Source organism: Pseudomonas sp. LS2P72, assembly GCF_054897865.1.
The window spans coordinates 575,267-593,272 of sequence record NZ_CM142708.1; the positions used below are offsets into that span (position 1 = coordinate 575,267).

The window sequence follows — 18,006 nt, forward strand, 5'->3', positions numbered from 1 at the left end:
TATGTATTTTTTCGCTCGTCTGTCGGCGTTGATTGTCGCGGTGGCATTGCTCAACGGTTGCGAACGACAGGACGCGCCACCGCTCGATCAGCAACTCTACGTCTGGCAACGGCAATGGACACCGGCCCACGAAGCGGCGCTGAGGGACAGCCGCGCTGACTTTTCCACCCTGCGGGTGCTGGCCTTGCAGGCATTCCCTGGGGCGGGTTGGAGTCGGGCTCGGATTGATCCGGCGCTGCTCAAAGGTGATGGTCGGCCGCTGATCGCGGTGATTCGTCTCGATGGCCAGCTCAAATCGCTGGATCGGGACGCAGTCACCGCGCAGATCTTGCAGGTGCTCGGCGATTGGCAACGGCAGGGGTTGAATCTCTCCGGCGTGGAAATCGACCACGATGCCGGTAATGCTCGGCTACCGGCCTACGGCGAATTTCTTACTCAGCTGCGCGCAGTTCTGCCGGCCACTATTGCGCTGAGCATCACCGCGTTGCCGGCCTGGCTCGACAGTCCCGAATTACCGGCGTTGTTATCCACAGTCGACAGCAGCGTGTTGCAGGTGCACGCGGTGAGCGATCCGCGTCTTGGTTTGTTCGACCCGGATCAGGCCCGAAAGTGGACCAAGGCCTGGAGCCGCATCACTTCGAAACCCTTCTATCTGGCGCTGCCGGCCTACGGTGTAGCGTTGTTGCCGGGAGACGGCGGTGCGCCGGTAGTGGAAAGCGAAGTGCCGATCGAACAGGGCGGCAAACGCCGGGAATTGCTCGCCGATCCGCAGCAACTGAGCCGGCTCGGTACCGAGTTGCGCAACGATCCACCAGCAAATCTGGCGGGCCTGATCTGGTTTCGCCTGCCGCTGACCAACGACCGCCGGGCCTGGAGCCTGACAACCCTGAGCGCCGTTGCGCGTGGCGATGCACTCGACAGTCGCCTGGCGTTGAAACTCTCGGTGCAAAACGACCTCTATGACATCAGCCTCAGCAATCAGGGCAACCTCGACAGCGCCTGGCCCGAACGCCTGACACTCGCGGTGCAGGGCTGTGACGGTGCCGATGCACTGGCCGGTTATGCGTTGCAACAGCGCCCGGATCTGCTTACCTTCACCCGCCTGCGCGACGGTCGAATACCGGCCGGCGGGCAGCGCGCCATTGGTTGGGCTCGTTGCGCACATATTGATCAAGGAGGTTCGAATGTTGACCCGTAACTGGCCCCGCCATTTGCTTTGCCTGAGCCTCAGCCTGCCGCTGGGTTCGGCGCTGGCCTGCGGGCCGGACTTTCCGATGCGTCTGCTGGACAACCGCGGCCAGTCGCTGGCGGAGTTGCCGGAAGGTAACTTCAGATTTGAAATCAGTCGCCTCGGGCATGCGGTCGCCGGGCTGAAGAACGTCACCGAACCCGCCTACAACATGGATGCGCCCGACTCCGCAGAACAGCGGGATAAGGCTGAGCAATCCGGTTTGACGGCTGAGCAGCGGGTGCTGGTGAAACAGTTACGCAGCCTGACTGATGCGCATGAGGTCGAGATTCAGGGCGCGAGCCTGCCGGCCGAGCTCAAGCTTTATCTGGCCGGCGCTGTGGCATTCAATGCCGGTGATCATGGACTGGCAGCCGAGTACTTCCAGAAGGTGCTGGCATTGCCGGCGGATCAACGGGTGTTGCGCAGCACCTGGGCGGCTTACTCGTTAGGACGGGCGCTGTTTGCCATGAGCTCCGAAGCGGACGCTGGCCCTGATCTTTTGGCTCAATCTCGAAAGGCTTTCGAGCAGACCCGCCAGCTGAGCATCGACGGCTTCAGTGACCCTCTGGAACTGGGCGTGGCCAGCCTCGGCGAAGAGGCCCGCGTGGCCCGCACCGCCGGCGACTGGAACCGCGCCATCGAACTGTACGCCACGCAAAACCTTCAGGGTTCAGCGGTGGGTTACACCTCTTTGAAACTGTTGGTAGCCGACCTCGCGGCGATGCCTGACGATCAACTGGCTGTGTTGCTCAAGGGTAAACCGGTGCAGCAACTGGTGACGGCGTCGTTGATCAGCCGACTGGGCTGGTCATTCGGCGATCAACCGCCGAACGAATTGAAGCTGATCAAACTGCTGCAAAACAGCACCCGAGGTAGCCTCGATAACGCTGATCGCCTGGCGGCGGTGAATTATCAACAGGGTGATTACGCCAGCGCCAAGGCGTTCCTCGAACACGCCGGTGATGGCGGACTGGCGTGGTGGCTGCGGGCCAAACTGGCCGTGCGCGATGGCGATAAATACGCGGCGGCTGCTGCGTATGCCAAGGCTGCCCAGGCCTTCCCGCAGAATGAATCCTGGGGTGAGCGACGCACGCCGGACTGGGACTTCGAAACGCTTCAGCCCAAATGCCGGGTCGAGGGTGAAAGCGCGATCCTGGCGTTGCAACGCGGGGATTACCTGCAAGCGTTCGATCAGCTTTATCGCAGTAAAGATATCTACTGGTTCGACGCCGCCACAGTCGCCGAGCGGGTGTTGACCATCGATGAGCTCAAGCAATACGTCGACACTCAGGTGCCGGTGCCACCACCGTTGACTCAGCAGGATCGCGACAACTATGTGCAGTTGCCGGTGGCGGCGAAACTGCGCAATTTGCTCGGGCGGCGCTTGTTGCGCGAAGAGCGGTACGACGAAGCGCCAGCGTACTTCGACAGTGTCGAGTTGCAGAATAAGGCCAAGGCTTACGGCCAATTGCGTCAGGAGGCCGAGTCTGCATGGTGGCCGACCCGTCGCTCGGGGGCTTTGTTCAACGCTGGCTGGATGGCTCGCCAGTGGGGGATGGAAATCCTCGGCTACGAAATGGCGCCGGACTACGCCACGTTCGGCGGGAATTACAGCCTCGAGAGCAGTGAGCTCAAGGTCGGTCCGTTATTGGCTGAGGATGAAGTCAAGCGCCAGCAGGTCAACGCAGCCCAGCCCGATCAGCGCTACCACTACCGTTTTGTCGCCACCGCATTGGCCAGTCGTGCCGCCGACAATTTGCCCCACACCAGCCACGCCTTTGCTGCGGTGCTGTGTTCGGCGGCGGGTTGGAACACCAGCCTGGAAGAAGAAAGCGCCTTCTACCAACGCTATGTTAAAGATGGACCGTACGTGGATTGGGCAGTGAACTTCGGTCACCAATGTCCTTACCCGGATTTCCAAAACGCTGACAAACGTTACGTAACCCAGGCATTGGACCCTGTTCGCTCGGCCTTGCGACCTTACAAAAAATGGCTGCAAGTGGGCGTCGTCGTGGTGTTTACAGCGGTAGTGCTGGTGCTGATCAATCGCCGCAAGCGCAAGGCGCTGACGTAATCAAGCCTGCTGCACAAAGGTCAGCCGCACGGCGAAGCCGATCAACAGGCTGCCAAACAGCCACTGCTGCAGGCGCTGGGCCGAAGGACTGCGTTGCAGCCAACGGCCCAGCGCTGCGCCGGTCAGTGCGTAAGCGCTGTCGAACAACAACCCAACGCCAACCAACACCACGCCCAAGGTCGCAAATTGTGCGAACACCGGCCCGGCGTGTGGATCGATGAACTGCGGCAGCAGCACCGAGCAGAACAGCAATGCCTTGGGGTTGAGCAGGTTGGTCAGCAAACCGCGCTGGATCGCTGCACGCCAGCGAGGTTTCTCGGTGGTGGTGTCTGCTCCGTTCAAGTTCGGCAGCATGGTGGTTCGCAGGCATTGAATGCCGATCCATAGCAGATACGCGGCCCCGGCCAGACGTACCACGTCGAACGTCCAGGGCGCAGCCTTGAACAGTGCCGCCAACCCCAACGCTGCCAACGCCACATGGCATCCCCGGGCCACACCCAGACCCACCGCAGTCGCCAGCGCTGCGCCTTTGCCCTGACGGGCGCCGGTCTGCAACAACAGGATCATGTCCGGGCCCGGCAACAGATAGACCACCGCCAGCGCCATGAAAAACACCCAGAGTCCTGCCACGTTGCACCCCATTCGTTGTCGATTCGGTACGGCCAGTCTAGGGCTGAAGGGCAGGGCAGGTGGTTGCGTAGTTCGCTTCTAAAACACTTCCGGTTGGCATAACCTGCCACTCAATTGCAGGTAAACCATCAGGATCTGCCAAATCATGAAACTCGACGCTTACGACCGCAAGATTCTCGCCGCACTGCAACGGGACGGTCGCCTGAGCAATGTGCAACTGGCTGACGAGATCGGCTTGTCCGCCTCGCCTTGTTTGCGCCGGGTTCGAATGCTCGAAGACGCCGGGGTGATACGCGGTTACCAGGCCAATCTGGATCGCGACGAAGTAGGACTTGGGCTGACGGTATTTGTCGGGGTCAAGGTCGAACGGCACAACGATGAGCAGGCCGAATCCTTTCGTTTGGCCGTGACCGCGTTGCCTGAGGTGATTTCGGCCTTTCTGGTGTCAGGGGAATCGGATTTTCTGCTGCAAGTGGTGGTGCCGGACCTGCGCGCCTATGATCGTTTCCTCACGGGGCGTTTGCTGAAGTTGCCGGGTGTAAGCGACATACGCAGCAACTTTGCGATTCATACGGTGAAGACGCCGGGGGCTTTACCGCTGGAACATTTACCACTTTAGACCGAGTCGACCCAATCGCGAGCAGGCTCACTCCCACTGTTGATCTGTGGCGTTCACAAAACCAATGTGGGAGCGAGCCTGCTCGCGATAGCGGTAGACCAGCCGCCGCCAATCTCCAGCCCTACATCTGCGTCGCCATCCCCTCCACATTCATCGCCGCCTGACGCAAGGCCTCGGAGCGGGTCGGGTGTGGGTGACAAGTCAGGGCAATGTCTTCGGCGGAGGCGCTGAATTCCATGGCCACGCAATATTCGCCAATCATTTCACTGACGCTTGGTCCCACAAGGTGCACGCCGAGAACCTCGTCGGTGCGCTCATCGGCCAGCACTTTGGCGAAGCCTTCGGTTTCGTGATTGATCTTTGCCCGGCTGTTGGCGGTGAAGGGAAACTTGCCGACCTTGTAGGCACGACCTTCGGCCTTGAGCTGCTCTTCGGTCTTGCCGACGCTGGCCAGTTCGGGTTTGGTGTAGATCACGTTGGGGATCAGGTCGTAGTTGACCTCGGCAGCCTTGCCGACAATCTGCTCGATGCAGACCATGGCCTCGTCTTCGGCCTTGTGGGCGAGCATTGGCCCGGACGTGACGTCGCCGATCACCCAGATGCCAGCGGCTTCGGTGCGATGGCCCTTGTTGGCAAGCATGCCGCGCTTGTCCGTGGCCAGGCCGACGTTTTCCAGCCCCAGGCCTTGTGTGTAAGGCCGGCGTCCGATGGATACCAGCACGTAATCCGCTTCAATCGTTTCGGCCGTGCCACCGGCGGCGGGTTCGACGCTGAGCTGAACGCCGGTCGCCGAGGTTGTGGCGCTGGTGACTTTGGAACTCAATTTGAAGTTGATGCCCTGTTTACTCAACGAGCGTTGCAGGGTTTTGCCGGCTTCACCATCTACACCGGGGCAGATCCGGTCGAGAAACTCGATCACCGTCACCTGAGCGCCCAAACGCCGCCACACCGAACCCAGCTCCAGGCCGATCACCCCGGCGCCAATCACCACCAGATGCTTGGGCACTTCGGTCAGCGACAACGCGCCCGTCGAATCGAGGATGCGCTTGTTGTCGATGTCCACACCGGGCAGGGGAGTGGGCTCGGAACCGGTGGCGATGATGATGTCCTTGGCGTTCAGTTCGGTCTTGCCGCCCTGGCTGTCGGTCACCGTCACTTTGCCGGGCCCGTCGATGTGGCCCCAGCCCCTGAGCCAATGAACTTTGTTTTTGCGAAACAGAAACTCGATGCCCTTGGTCAATCCGGCAACGCTTTCATCCTTTTGCTTCATCATTTGCGCGAGGTTGAGTGTGGGTTTGACTTCAATCCCCAGGTTGGCGAATTCCGCGCCCATGGCGGCGTCGTAGAGTTCGGAGGCGTGCAGCAACGCTTTTGATGGCATGCAACCGACGTTCAGGCAGGTGCCACCGAGCGTGGCCCGTCCTTCTATGCAAGCCGCTCTCAGGCCCAACTGCCCGGCGCGGATCGCCGCGTTATAACCACCGGGGCCTCCGCCCAGAATCACGACGTCATAGTTGCTCATGGTGTACTCCGGGAGTGAATCGGATCGGAATGGGTAAACGTAGTTCTTGAGTAAAATTACGAGCGTAATATGTGCGTTCCGCAGCATTTCGGTCAAGGTTTCAGTCAAGCGACAGGTTGAGCGTTTTTAGATACAGCATTTAAGAACGGAAATTTCACGACTTTCGTTATATCGTAACGAATTGCGAAATGAGCAACGATAAACACTGGGGTGGTATGCAAGTCGATCTCGATGTCGATGGGACGCAAGTAGCCGGGCTGCCGCGTTTCCAACAGGCGGTTTTTCAAGGGCGACGATTGCGTCAGTTCGCAATCGGTCTGGGCGCTCTGGCGGCGGCAGGCTGGTTGCTGGCGTTTTTTGTTGGGCTGTTTGCGCCGCAGTCGCTTTGGCCCGCGTTGCTGGTCAATCAAAGTGCCGGTTTGCTGGTGCTAGTCGCCGGTTTGCAATCGGCGTGGTGGGTGACGCAATGGCGCGCGCGGGCGTTGAACCCGGTCGTGCAGGTCGTCGTGGCTGACGAAGTCGTTGCCCCGGTGGGCTGGTACGAACAGCTGCTGGATCGACTCAGCCAGCGATGGCTGCGAATGCTGGTGCAGATCGGCGCCCCGACGCTGTGGCTCGCGGGTTGGTCGCTGTTGACGTTATTGAGCATCGAACACGTCTGGAACCTGGCACTGCCGCCCGCCGCACTGGGATTGTCGGCCAGTGTCGGTGCGGCGCTGTCGTTGTTGCTGGCCTTTGGTTTGCTGGTGCTGGAGCGACAACTGGCGCAGGAAAACGTCGCGCAATGGCCCGAAGCAGCGTCTTTGGCGCAGCTGACACGGGTGGCGATTATTTGTCTGGTGCTCAGCGCTTTGTGTTTGTTGTTGGGTAGCGAAACCTCGGTATGGCCGGCGCGTCTGGCGGTACTGATCGGCCTGCTGCCGGGGTTGGTCGCCGCCGAATTGCTGTTGCGCGCCCTGCTGTCGTTGTTCAGTCCGCAGCGTGAGCAACTCGAACCTGCCTTGCTGGCGCGAAGCTTCGTCGCCGACATGCTGCGCTGGCCGCCGCAACCCTTGCTGGCGTTGCAGCACGAATTGCACAACCGCTTCGGCATCGACCTGCGACAGATCTGGGCCTTCACCTACATGCGTCGGGCATTTTTGCCGGTGCTGGCCGTGGTCTCGATAGTGGGTTGGTCACTCACCGGCATTCACGAAATCCCAATGCAAGGGCGGGGCATCTACGAGCGATTCGGCAAACCGGTGGAGGTCTTCGGTCCTGGTTTGCACGCGGGTTTGCCCTGGCCGCTCGGCCGAGTGTTGAGCGTCGAGAACGGTGTGGTCCACGAGTTGGCCACCAGTGTTGGCGACACACCGACGCCGGTCGTGGCCGAACCCGCCGAGGGTCCAGCGCCCGCGATTGCCAATCGCTTGTGGGATGCCAGCCATGTGAACGACAAATCCCAAGTTATCGCGAGCAGCCGAGCCGACAAGCAGAGCTTCCAGATCGTCAACATGGACGTGCGTTTTGTCTATCGCATCGGCCTGAGCGATCAAGCGGCATTGGCCGCGACCTACAACAGCGCCGACGTCCCGACACTGATCCGCAGCACCGCCAGCCGAATTCTGGTCCACGATTTCGCCTCGCGAACCCTTGACGGTTTGCTCGGTGAAGACAGGGTAGGGCTTGCCGAAGAGATTGGTCGGGCGGTGCAGGCTGACTTGCAGAAACTCGACAGCGGCGTGGAAATTCTCGCCACCGTGGTCGAGGCGATTCATCCGCCGGCCGGTGCCGCCAATGCCTATCACGGCGTTCAGGCTGCGCAGATTGGCGCCCAGGCATTGATTTCCCGCGAGCGCGGTGCGGCGGCGGAAGCTACCAACCAGGCGCAATTGCAGGCCAGCATCGCTCGCGATCAAGCGACGGCCAGCGCTCGAGAAATCAATGCCACCGCCCAAGCGGCTGACTTGAGATTCAGCGCCGAGCAAAAGGCCTACGCCAGCGCCGGCCAGGCCTTCGTGCTGGAACAATACTTCAGCCAACTGTCCCAGGGCCTGGCCAATGCCAGTTTGCTGGTGCTCGATCATCGTCTGGGCGGCAGCAGTAACGCGCCGACCATCGACCTCCGTACATTCACGCTGCCGGCTGACCCTGCGCCAGCGCGTAATACCGCTCAGCCAGGAGCTGCCAATTGAGCCAGTCGCACACTCACGATCACGATGACCACACTGGCCACGATCACGGCCATGGCGGGCATCACCACGGCCATCATCACCACGGTGATCCGCAAGAAGCTGGCCCGTTCCCATGGCGGCGAATGGGCTGGGCGGCGTTGCTGGTAGCGTTCGCCATCGCGGCAGCGAGCCTGGTGCAGGTGCGTTCGGGGGAGGCCACGGTGATCACGCGTTTCGGTAATCCGTCGCGGGTATTGCTGGAACCAGGTCTTGGCTGGCGTTGGCCTGCTCCTTTTGAAGCGGCGATTCCTGTCGATCTGCGACTGCGCACAACCTCAAGTGGTTTGCAGGATGTGGGGACGCGGGACGGTTTGCGCATCATCGTTCAGGCTTACGTGGCCTGGCAGGTTCAGGGCGATCCGGACAACGTGCAACGCTTCATGCGCGCCGTACAGAATCAGCCGGACGAAGCAGCGCGGCAGATTCGTACGTTTGTGGGTTCGGCGCTGGAAACCACGGCCAGCAGTTTTGATCTGGCTAACCTGGTGAACACCGACGCCAATCAAGTTCACATCGCCGATTTTGAAGCGCAGTTGCGTCAGCAAATCGATCAGCAGCTGCTCACGACTTATGGTGTGCGGGTGGTGCAAGTCGGTATCGAGCGTCTGACTTTGCCGTCGGTAACCCTCACCGCCACGGTCGATCGCATGCGTGCCGAGCGTGAAACAATCGCCACCGAACGCACGGCCATCGGCAAGCGCGAAGCGGCGCAAATCCGTTCCGCTGCCGAACGTGATGCGCGCATCGTGCAGGCCGACGCCACGGTAAAAGCAGCGGACATCGAAGCACAATCGCGCGTTGAAGCCGCGCAAATTTATGGCCGCGCCTACGCCGGGTCGCCACAGCTCTACAACCTGCTGCGCTCCCTCGACACACTAGGCACGATCGTCACGCCCGGCACCAAACTGATTCTGCGCACCGACGCCGCGCCGTTCCGGGTGTTGGTTGACGGTCCGCCGACCCTTGATACCAAGTCCGGGTCGCAGCCATGAAATTAGTTCCACGTGGAACAAATGAGTTAAGTAGTCCCTGGATTCAGGCGGGGCGATTGGCTTTTTTGGCGCTCTACGCCGTGACAGTACTGGCCGCTTTGGTGTGGGCATTTTCCAATGTGCGGCAGATCGATCCGCAAAATCGCGCGGTGGTTTTGCACTTCGGCGCGCTGGATCGCATCCAGAATGCTGGCCTGCTATTGGCCTGGCCCCGTCCGTTTGAGCAGGTGATTTTGTTGCCCGCGGCGGACCGGGTGATTGAGCGTCGGGTGGAAAACCTGCTGCGCACCGATGCTGCGTTGCAGGCTGACCGAGTGGCGAGTTTCGCTACACCGATCAGCGATGCACTCGCCGGTTCCGGTTACTTGCTCACCGGTGACGCGGGCGTGGTGCAACTGGATGTGCGGGTTTTCTACAAAGTCACCGAGCCGTACGCCTTCGTTCTTCAAGGCGAACATGTGTTGCCGGCATTAGATCGATTGGTGACTCGCAGCGCGGTGGCCCTCACTGCCGCACGAGATCTGGACACCATTCTAGTGGCGCGACCGGAGCTTATCGGCGCCGATAAACAGGCTGCCGAAAGACGCGAACGTCTACGCGGTGATCTGGTGCAAGGCATCAATCAGCGCCTGGCTGAACTGACCGCGACCGGGCAGGGATTAGGAATAGAAGTGGCGCGGGTCGACGTGCAATCGAGTCTGCCCGGCCCGGCGGTCAATGCCTTCAACGCTGTTCTGACCGCCAGTCAACAAGCCGATAAAGCTGTGGCCAATGCTCGCACTGAAGCCGAGAAACTGACTCAGACCGCCAACGAACAAGCCGATCGCACGCTGCAAGTCGCTCACGCGCAAGCGAGTGAACGGCTGGCCAAAGCCTCGGCTGACACGGCCACGGTATTGAGCCTGGCCAAGGCGCAACAACAAGGAACTGACCCGCAAATGCTGCTGCGCATCTACCGCGAGCGGATGCCGAAGATTCTCGGTCAGGCCGGCTCGGTGACCACGGTCAATCCGAAAGACGATTCCCGCCTGATCATTCAGGGAGCCACACAATGACCACCCAAACCGCCGCCGCACCGAGCATGTTGTCCTCGGCTGAACAACGCAGCGCCGCCCGGCAATTGACCCTGGCGATGCTCGCATTGGGCCTGCTCGCACTCGGTCTGACCTGGCGCTGGTTGTCGCCGGAGCAGACGGGCGTCAGTCAATTGCTGCTGGGCTTTGCTTCGTTATTGGTGGCCGTGCCGGTGATGCGTTCAGCCTGGTACAGCCTGCGCTATCCGAGCCTGCACGGGATCACTGATCAATTGATCGCCCTGGCCATGCTCGGGGCGTGGGCCACGGGTGATCTGCTGACCGCGGCGTTGCTGCCGATCATCATGATCTTCGGCCACGTGTTGGAAGAGCGCAGTGTGATCGGCTCGCAGGAGGCGATTCGCGCCCTCGGCAAACTGACGCGCAGCCACGCGCGCAAGGTTCAGGCCGATGGCACCATTGTCGAAGTCGATAACGGCACACTCAAGGCCGGTGACCTCGTCGAGGTGCGCGCGGGTGATCGGGTGCCGGCGGATGGTCGGGTGTTGTGCGGTCAGGCGAGCCTGGACACCGCTTCGATTACTGGCGAATCGGTACCGATGGAGGCGGGCGTCGGCATGCAAGTCTTCGGCGGCGCGATCAACCTCGACGGTCTGTTGCGCATTGAAGTGACCCGCACCGGCAATGAGTCGACCCTCGGCAAAGTCATTGCGCTGATGCAAAGTGCCGAACGTTCCAAACCACCGATCACGCGTTTGCTGGAACGCTACGCCGGTAGCTACATGGTGCTGGTGTTGCTGCTGGCCGCTGTGACCTGGTTCGTCACTAACGATGCTCAGGCCATGCTCGCGGTGTTGGTGGCGGCCTGTCCTTGTGCGCTGGTGTTGTCGGCTCCGGCCACGGCGATTGCCGGCGTGGCGGTGGCGGCTCGTCACGGGATTCTGATTCGCAGCTCCGCGTTCCTCGAAGAGTTGGCAGACCTGACTTCACTGGTGGTCGACAAGACCGGGACCCTGACCTTTGGCACCTTGCGTTTGCAATCCATCGACAGTCCGCTCGAGGATCGCAGTCACGTCCTCAAGCTCGCTGCCAGCCTCGGGTCCGCCAGCAGTCATCCGGTCAGCCGCGCGCTCGCCGGGTTGGTCACGCAGGAACATTTTCTGCTGCTCTCCGACATCCACGAGCGTCAGGGGCTGGGCGTGGTGGCGATGACGGAGCAGGGCGAGGCGGCGCTCGGTCGTCCGGAGCTGTTCGCGCAATTGGGCATCGCCACTTCAAGTGTCCCCGACCACGATGGCCCGATTGCCGGGCTGGCGCTCAACGGTGAGTTCCTCGCCTGGCTGCTGCTGGCCGACAGCGTCAAACCCGAAGCTCGATTTGCGTTGAGCGAGCTACGTGAGTTGGGGTTGGGCAGGCAGTTGCTGCTGACAGGTGATCGGCAAAGCGTCGCGCACACTTTGGCGCGTGATGTCGGGATCAGCGACGTTGAAGCTCAAGCCTTGCCCGAGGACAAACTCAATCGCGTGCTGAAGGAAATCGGCAGCGGCTTCCGGCCGATGGTCGTGGGAGATGGGATCAACGATTCGCTGGCGCTCAAGGCCGGTGTGGTCGGCGTTGCCATGGGCGCGGGCGGGGCGGACATCGCGCTGGCCTCGGCCGACATCGTTCTGATCGGCAGCGACCTGCGTCGACTCGGCACATGTGTGCGCTTGAGTCGCCAATGCCGGCACACGTTGCAAGTTAACGTGATCATCGGCCTGGGCTGGACGCTGGCGATTGTAGCCTTCGCCGCCTTCGGCTGGCTCGGTGCTGCGGGCGCGATGATTGCTGCGCTGTTGCACAACTTCAGCACTTTGCTGGTATTGGGGAACGCCGGGCGTTTACTGCGTTTTCAGGAGCCATTGCTCAAGCTGAAGGATGAGGATTGAGTACGCCGGGTGAATGCTCTAAATAGCGCGATCACAGGCGATTTCAAGTTGTCAGAACTGTCCGACGAATTCGTAGTCATTTAGGTGAGGGCAATCACTTTTGTGAATTCGCGACGGTTGGTCCGAACGCTACGAATCATAAAAATGCGCTATTAATTCCATAGCCAGCTATTTTTCAAGGATGGTCTACCCTCACATCAGACGTCTGAAACTAGAGGGTCTATCCATGCTCGCGCACCTTCCTCCGGCCTTACAGAATCTGCAGTTACCGTTACGCCTGCGACTCTGGGACGGCCATGAATTCAATCTGGGGCCGACGCCCAGCGTCACAATTGTGGTCAAGGACCCACAAATGGTTACCCAGTTCACTCACCCAAGCCTGGACACGCTTGGAGCGGCGTTTGTCGAAGGTAAACTTGAGCTGGAAGGCTCCATGAGCGACGTTATCCGCGTCTGCGATGAATGGAGCCAGGCGTTATTGAGCGAGGACGACGACAGTCAGCCTGTGCGCACTGTCCACGACAAGGAAACCGACGCCAAGGCGATTTCCTACCACTACGACCTTTCCAACGCGTTTTATCAGCTGTGGCTCGACAGTGACATGGCGTATTCCTGCGCCTATTTCGAGACCGGCAGCGAAACGCTGGAGCAAGCCCAGCAAGCCAAATTCCGCCACTTGTGCCGCAAGCTGCGGCTGCAACCAGGGGAATACCTGCTGGATGTCGGTTGTGGTTGGGGCGGACTGGCACGGTATGCGGCTCGGGAGTTTGGCGCGAAGGTGTTCGGGATCACACTCAGTAAAGAGCAACTGGCACTTGCCCGTGAACGGGTGACTGCCGAAGGCCTGGACGATCTGGTCGAACTGCAACTGCTCGACTACCGCGACCTGCCTCAGGACGGTCGCTTCGACAAAGTGGTCAGCGTCGGCATGTTCGAACACGTAGGCCACGCCAATCTGGCCGAGTACTGCAAAACCTTGTTCGGTGCGGTGAAAGAGGGCGGCCTGGTGATGAACCACGGGATCACCGCCAAGCACATCGATGGCCGTCCAGTGGGGCGCGGTTTCGGTGAATTCATCGAGAAGTATGTGTTCCCCAATGGCGAGCTGCCGCATTTGTCGATGATCTCTGCCGAGATCAGCGAAGCAGGGCTGGAGATCGTCGACGTCGAGAGTCTGCGCCTGCATTACGCGCGTACGCTGGACCACTGGAGCGAACGCCTGGAGGACAATCTGGAAGCGGCTTCCAGGCTGGTGCCAGAGCAGGCCTTACGGATCTGGCGGCTGTACCTGGCGGGATGCGCTTATGCGTTCGCCAAGGGCTGGATCAATCTGCACCAGATTCTCGCGGTGAAAGCCCACCCTGATGGCAGCCATGAACTGCCATGGACGCGAGACGATATCTACAACCCTTAAAGTATCGGTGAAATAAGCCGGGCGACCCGCATGCCGACCTGTTGCAGGCGGCGGGTCTCCCGGCTTTCTTCTTTGGCGATCTCGTGGGCCTGGGCGAAATCATCGTTGAGCATATGTTCTACTTCGGCGGCAAACGCGCTGTCGACGGTCAACAACATCACTTCAAAATTCAGCCGGAACGAGCGGTTGTCCAGATTGGCACTGCCAATGGCGCTGATTTCGCTGTCGATCAACACCACTTTCTGATGCATGAATCCCGGCTCGTAGCGGAACACCCGCACGCCGGCGCGCACGGCTTCGAAGGCATAAAGGCTGGAGGCGGCGTAGACGATTCGGTGGTCCGCTCGAGAGGGCAGCAGCAGCCGCACATCCACGCCTCGCAGGACTGCCAGCCTTAACGCAGCGAACACGGCTTCGTCGGGGATGAAATACGGGCTGGTGATCCACACCCGCTCGGTGGCCGCATGGATGGCTTCGACGAAGAATAACGAACAGGTTTCGTAGGAATCCGCCGGACCGCTGGCGAGTAATTGGCAGAGCACGCCGTCGTCCGGGTAAACGTCCGGCAGGATCAACGGCGGCAATGAGCGGGCAGCCCAAAACCAGTCTTCAGCAAACGATTCCTGCATGCAGGCAACCACCGGCCCACGTACTTGCACATGGGTATCGCGCCACGGGGCGAGGGGTGGCTTCTCGCCCATGTACTCGTCGCCGACGTTGTGCCCACCGACGAAACCCAATACGCCATCGACCACCACAATCTTGCGGTGGTTGCGGAAGTTGACCTGGAAGCGGTTGAGCCAACCGCTGCGGGTGGCGAAGGCTTTCACCTCGACGCCGGCATCGCGAAGCGGCTGCACGTAACTGTGAGGCAGGGAATGGCTGCCGATGCGGTCGTACAGTAAATAAACCGCCACGCCTTGGGCGGCTTTCTGCAGCAGCAAGCTGTGCAGGCGTTGGCCGAGACGATCGTCGTGGATAATGAAAAACTGAATCAGCACCGCTTCCTTCGCGTTGCTGATGGCGTCAAAAATGGCGTTGAAGGTGGCTTGGCCGTCGATCAGCAAACGCACTTCGTTGTTCGCCAGGCACGGCATGCGTCCCAGTTTCGGCATGGCCCTCAAGGACGCGTAAGCATTGGAGGCACGAGCGGTCAGCGCCTCTTCCACCCAAGGGCGCCAGTTCAGTTCGGAGATTGCCTTGCGCATTTCTTCGTTGGCCTGGCGTCGAGCGTTGATGTAGCCATCGAAGGTACTGCGGCCGAAGACCAGATAGGGGATGAGCGTGAGGTAGGGAATAAACACCAACGACAGGGCCCAGGCGATCGAGCCCTGGGCGGTCCGGACGGTGAGTACGGCGTGGATGGCGGCGATCGAGCCCAGCGTGTGAAGCAGTGCAATCATGTAGCCGAAAATATGCGGTCCAAAGTAATCCATGGGGCAGCCTTGCTCCTGAAGATTCAATGCTTAACAGACCATGTTCCGTGCAGAATGTCGCTATTTAATTGGCCCATGAACCGAAGCCGCTGGCTGACGTCTAACGGCCACTACTGATCAGGAGTTACTCGATGAACGTTCGTCTTCTGGGTTTGGCCATGGCTGTTGGTTTGTCACTTCCTGTGGCCGCTCAGGCGCAGATGTTGCAGCCCGGTTTGTGGGAAATGACCACTAGCAACATGAAGGTCGATGACCAGAATCTCCCGGATTTGCAGCTGATCCTTGGCCAGATACAGAGCCAGATGACCCCTCAGCAGCGCGCGCAGCTCGAAAAGCAGGGCATCACCATGGGCGGCAAAGGGATTCGGGCTTGTCTGACTCCGGAGCAGGTGAAGACAGACAATATTCCGCTGACCGATCCGCAGTCGGGCTGCAAACAGGAAATCACCGACCGCACCGGGAATCAGTGGAAATTCCGCTTCAGCTGTCCGAAGGCGCAGGGCACCGGTGTCGCCACTTTCCTCAGTGATCGTGAATTCACCACCAAGGTTAATGGCACGTTCAACGCCACCGGTATTCAACAGAAGGGCAGCCTCGATAGCCGCGCCGTGTGGTTGGGGCAGGACTGCGGCACCGTCAAGCCAAGAGCTTAAGCCCGCCAGCAGGCCCGCGCCCTACATGACTGTGTGGGAGCGGGCCTGATTCAACCATTCACACACCGTCTCAACACCCATTCTCCCGAAGTCTTCACCTGTGCGGCTACGCACACTGACAAACCCGCCTGCTTTTTCTTTCTCCCCGATCACCACCAGATAGGGCACGTGCTGACTGTGCTCGCGAATCTTTTGGCGGACTTTCTCGTGGCGCAAATCCGCCCGTGCACGCACGCCACTTCTGCGCAATGCCTCGGTTACAGACTGCGCATAATCCGCCTGACGTTCGTCCATGCTGACGATCATGACGTGCGGCGGTGTGCGCCAATTATCAAGCTCCTGTTGGCAGGACCAGCACGTACCGTAAATTCGTTGCGGCAATGTATCGCTGATGTGGTCGAGGGTGAACGCTTGCAGCACTCTGGTTGCGGGAACATGCGGGCCAGCGGTCGTCGATTCGAAGTTCCCCAGGCGGTACAGCGATGTCTTTCCTTGACGGCGAATTGAATGGTTGGTCGCTGCCAGTGCCTGCATGCGGGCTTCGATCAATGGCAAGTCTGTCTGCGTTAAGGATCGCTCGGCAGAAAACTCATGAAAGAACCCGTCGCCCAGCGCCGTTCCGGCGTGCAGCTGCACTTGTGGATGGAGTTGCTTAACGGCCATGGCCAGCATCAGTACACAGGAGCGACGCAGGATCTCCAGCCCATCGGGCTCTTGAGGCGTGACGATGCTGACCCGGGCGTCGGCTTCGATCATGAATTCACAGTCCACCAGGATGCCGTCCACTCGGCCGGCCACCGCTGCTTTTGCCAACTCGGGTCCGATACTCGCGGCGAATTCGTACACCGACAGTGGCTGGTCGTATTCACGCAATGAACCATCGCTCAGGGTGATGTGAATCATGTCGGTGCCCTCGAGTGCTAGCGCATAAACCGTAGGGGCAAACCCAGGCAGTTGTCATTAAGACGTTGGTCGTGCCAGGCAATTTGCCCCGACACAATCGTGGTACTGACGCTGTGGCGAAAACGCTGTCGGGCAAAAGGTGTCCAGCCGCATTGCGACAGGATCGGCTGCTGGGAAACGGCGACGCCGTCGGGTTCGGGCTTGATCAGAACGAGGTCGGCCCAATAGCCTTCGCGCAGATAACCGCGGTCTGGGATGGCGAACAGATCGGCGACCCGGTGACTGGTTTTTGCGACGAGCGTAGTGATCGGCAACACGGCATCCGCGACCAGTTCCAGCAGCGCGGGCAGGGCGTGTTGCACCAACGGCAAACCGGAAGGCGCCTGGCTGTACGGACGCTGTTTTTCGGCCCAGGTGTGTGGCGCGTGATCGCTGCCGATCACGTCGAGCCGGTGGCTCAGCAATGCTTCGCGCAAGGCATCGCGGTCGGTCTGGGTTTTGATCGCCGGGTTGCACTTGATCAGGTTGCCGAGGCTCGGGTAATCCCGGTCATCGAACAGCAAGTGATGCAGGCAGACTTCGGCGGTGATGCGTTTCTGGGCCAGCGGCTTGTCTTCGAATAACGCCAGTTCGCGGGCGGTGGTCAGGTGCAGAACATGCAGTCGGGTGCCGTGACGCCTGGCGAGGTCCACGGCCATAGAGGAGGAGCGAAAGCAGGCCTCGGCGTTGCGGATCAGCGGGTGGGCCGCCGCCGGAATATGTTCGCCGAACAAGTCACGCAGGTTCGCGGCGTTGGCGTCGATGCTGGGCGTGTGTTCGCAGTGGGCCAACAGAATGGTCGGCACCTCGGCGAATAACCGCTCCAGAATCTGTGGGTCATCGACCAGCATATTGCCGGTCGAGGCGCCCATGAACACTTTGACGCCGGCTACTTCACAGGGGTTGAGCCTGGCGACGGTGTCGAGATTGTCGTTGCTCACGCCGAAATGAAAGCCGTAATTGGCGACGGAGCTGATCGCCGCTCGACGCTTTTTGTCGGCCAATGCGCTGAGGGTCAGGGTCGCCGGATGGGTGTTGGGCATGTCCATGAAGCTGGTGATGCCACCGGCCACCGCAGCCCGGGATTCGGTGTAGAAGCTGCCCTTGTCTGGCGAGCCTGGATCGCGGAAGTGTACTTGGTCGTCGATCATTCCGGGCAGCAGCCATTGCCCTTGTGCATCGATTTCCACGTCGGCATTTTCACCGTGGATGCTGCTGGCGATCTTCACGATTCGCCCGTTGCTCACCAACAAGTCACCTTCAAACTCCCGACCTTCGTTCACCAGTCGGGCATTGCGAATCAGCACGCTGCTCATGG

14 protein-coding genes are annotated in these 18,006 nt (G+C 60.4%); 9 read left to right on the forward strand and 5 right to left on the reverse strand.

The genetic code is table 11. The features are described from left to right. Window position 1: 1 nt before the first annotated feature. Both ACYZUA_RS02550 and ACYZUA_RS02555 read left to right on the forward strand, forming a co-directional pair. Window positions 2–1,198 (forward strand): DUF3142 domain-containing protein, encoded by a 1,197-nt coding sequence (locus tag ACYZUA_RS02550; protein WP_461961959.1) that lies wholly within the window; start codon window positions 2–4, stop codon window positions 1,196–1,198. Then, window positions 1,185–3,305 carry a hypothetical protein gene (locus ACYZUA_RS02555; protein ID WP_461961960.1) on the forward strand — a complete coding sequence of 707 codons (2,121 nt, stop codon included), beginning with the start codon at window positions 1,185–1,187 and terminating at the stop codon, window positions 3,303–3,305. Before ACYZUA_RS02550 ends, ACYZUA_RS02555 begins: the two co-directional genes overlap by 14 nt. Here ACYZUA_RS02555 and ACYZUA_RS02560 read toward each other — a convergent pair whose 3' ends face one another. Beyond that, entirely contained in the window at window positions 3,306–3,935 is a 630-nt protein-coding gene (locus ACYZUA_RS02560; protein ID WP_461961961.1) for a LysE family translocator, read from the reverse strand. It abuts the gene before it with no gap. A 145-nt stretch (window positions 3,936–4,080) separates the two neighbouring features. On the opposite strand from ACYZUA_RS02560, the gene ACYZUA_RS02565 reads away from it, so the two are divergent. Further along, window positions 4,081–4,554: an Lrp/AsnC family transcriptional regulator gene (locus ACYZUA_RS02565; protein ID WP_461961962.1), complete on the forward strand. Its 474-nt coding sequence runs from the start codon at window positions 4,081–4,083 to the stop codon at window positions 4,552–4,554. 121 nt (window positions 4,555–4,675) lie between these two features. Here ACYZUA_RS02565 and lpdA read toward each other — a convergent pair whose 3' ends face one another. Continuing rightward, window positions 4,676–6,076 carry a dihydrolipoyl dehydrogenase gene (gene lpdA / locus ACYZUA_RS02570; RefSeq protein ID WP_461961963.1) on the reverse strand — a complete coding sequence of 467 codons (1,401 nt, stop codon included), beginning with the start codon at window positions 6,074–6,076 and terminating at the stop codon, window positions 4,676–4,678. Window positions 6,077–6,291: 215 nt separating this feature from the next. On the opposite strand from lpdA, the gene hflK (ACYZUA_RS02575) reads away from it, so the two are divergent. The 5 genes from hflK (ACYZUA_RS02575) to cfaB all read left to right on the forward strand — a co-directional run bounded on the left by hflK (ACYZUA_RS02575) (window position 6,292) and on the right by cfaB (window position 13,657). After that, entirely contained in the window at window positions 6,292–8,250 is a 1,959-nt protein-coding gene (gene hflK / locus ACYZUA_RS02575) for a protease modulator HflK (protein ID WP_461963857.1), read from the forward strand. Further along, on the forward strand, window positions 8,247–9,281 hold the full coding sequence (gene hflC / locus ACYZUA_RS02580) for a protease modulator HflC (protein ID WP_461961964.1): 1,035 nt from the start codon (window positions 8,247–8,249) through the stop codon (window positions 9,279–9,281). The genes hflK (ACYZUA_RS02575) and hflC overlap by 4 nt, the downstream gene beginning before the upstream one ends. Next, a complete protein-coding gene (gene hflK / locus ACYZUA_RS02585) occupies window positions 9,278–10,336 on the forward strand; it encodes a protease modulator HflK (RefSeq protein WP_461961965.1) in 1,059 nt (352 codons plus the stop codon). Before hflC ends, hflK (ACYZUA_RS02585) begins: the two co-directional genes overlap by 4 nt. Beyond that, window positions 10,333–12,243, forward strand: a complete 1,911-nt coding sequence (locus ACYZUA_RS02590) for a cation-translocating P-type ATPase (RefSeq protein WP_461961966.1) — start codon at window positions 10,333–10,335, stop codon at window positions 12,241–12,243. Before hflK (ACYZUA_RS02585) ends, ACYZUA_RS02590 begins: the two co-directional genes overlap by 4 nt. Before the next feature lie 226 nt (window positions 12,244–12,469). Beyond that, a complete protein-coding gene (gene cfaB / locus ACYZUA_RS02595; RefSeq protein ID WP_461961967.1) occupies window positions 12,470–13,657 on the forward strand; it encodes a C17 cyclopropane fatty acid synthase CfaB in 1,188 nt (395 codons plus the stop codon). Here the strand turns inward: cfaB and cls are convergent. After that, window positions 13,654–15,093 carry a cardiolipin synthase gene (cls, locus tag ACYZUA_RS02600; protein ID WP_461961968.1) on the reverse strand — a complete coding sequence of 480 codons (1,440 nt, stop codon included), beginning with the start codon at window positions 15,091–15,093 and terminating at the stop codon, window positions 13,654–13,656. The genes cfaB and cls overlap by 4 nt on opposite strands. 131 nt (window positions 15,094–15,224) lie before the next feature. On the opposite strand from cls, the gene ACYZUA_RS02605 reads away from it, so the two are divergent. After that, complete coding sequence (locus ACYZUA_RS02605) at window positions 15,225–15,746, forward strand: DUF3617 domain-containing protein (RefSeq protein ID WP_415758547.1); 522 nt, start codon at window positions 15,225–15,227, stop codon at window positions 15,744–15,746. A gap of 21 nt (window positions 15,747–15,767) precedes the next feature. Here the strand turns inward: ACYZUA_RS02605 and ACYZUA_RS02610 are convergent, their stop codons facing one another. Both ACYZUA_RS02610 and ACYZUA_RS02615 read right to left on the reverse strand, forming a co-directional pair. Next, window positions 15,768–16,649 carry a His/Gly/Thr/Pro-type tRNA ligase C-terminal domain-containing protein gene (locus ACYZUA_RS02610; protein WP_461961969.1) on the reverse strand — a complete coding sequence of 294 codons (882 nt, stop codon included), beginning with the start codon at window positions 16,647–16,649 and terminating at the stop codon, window positions 15,768–15,770. A gap of 17 nt (window positions 16,650–16,666) precedes the next feature. After that, window positions 16,667–18,004: a dihydroorotase gene (locus ACYZUA_RS02615; RefSeq protein WP_461961970.1), complete on the reverse strand. Its 1,338-nt coding sequence runs from the start codon at window positions 18,002–18,004 to the stop codon at window positions 16,667–16,669. Window positions 18,005–18,006 lie beyond the last annotated feature (2 nt).

What these genes read in the sequence shown, in the direction of transcription:
- ACYZUA_RS02610 (WP_461961969.1), bottom strand. Translation starts at nt 16,649, where the DNA reads ATGATTCACATCACCCTGAGCGATGGTTCATTGCGTGAATACGACCAG.
- ACYZUA_RS02590 (WP_461961966.1), top strand. Translation starts at nt 10,333, where the DNA reads ATGACCACCCAAACCGCCGCCGCACCGAGCATGTTGTCCTCGGCTGAA.
- cfaB (WP_461961967.1), top strand. Translation starts at nt 12,470, where the DNA reads ATGCTCGCGCACCTTCCTCCGGCCTTACAGAATCTGCAGTTACCGTTA.
- ACYZUA_RS02615 (WP_461961970.1), bottom strand. Translation starts at nt 18,004, where the DNA reads ATGAGCAGCGTGCTGATTCGCAATGCCCGACTGGTGAACGAAGGTCGG.
- ACYZUA_RS02605 (WP_415758547.1), top strand. Translation starts at nt 15,225, where the DNA reads ATGAACGTTCGTCTTCTGGGTTTGGCCATGGCTGTTGGTTTGTCACTT.
- lpdA (WP_461961963.1), bottom strand. Translation starts at nt 6,076, where the DNA reads ATGAGCAACTATGACGTCGTGATTCTGGGCGGAGGCCCCGGTGGTTAT.
- cls (WP_461961968.1), bottom strand. Translation starts at nt 15,093, where the DNA reads ATGGATTACTTTGGACCGCATATTTTCGGCTACATGATTGCACTGCTT.
- ACYZUA_RS02555 (WP_461961960.1), top strand. Translation starts at nt 1,185, where the DNA reads ATGTTGACCCGTAACTGGCCCCGCCATTTGCTTTGCCTGAGCCTCAGC.
- hflK (WP_461963857.1), top strand. Translation starts at nt 6,292, where the DNA reads ATGCAAGTCGATCTCGATGTCGATGGGACGCAAGTAGCCGGGCTGCCG.
- hflK (WP_461961965.1), top strand. Translation starts at nt 9,278, where the DNA reads ATGAAATTAGTTCCACGTGGAACAAATGAGTTAAGTAGTCCCTGGATT.
- ACYZUA_RS02565 (WP_461961962.1), top strand. Translation starts at nt 4,081, where the DNA reads ATGAAACTCGACGCTTACGACCGCAAGATTCTCGCCGCACTGCAACGG.
- ACYZUA_RS02550 (WP_461961959.1), top strand. Translation starts at nt 2, where the DNA reads ATGTATTTTTTCGCTCGTCTGTCGGCGTTGATTGTCGCGGTGGCATTG.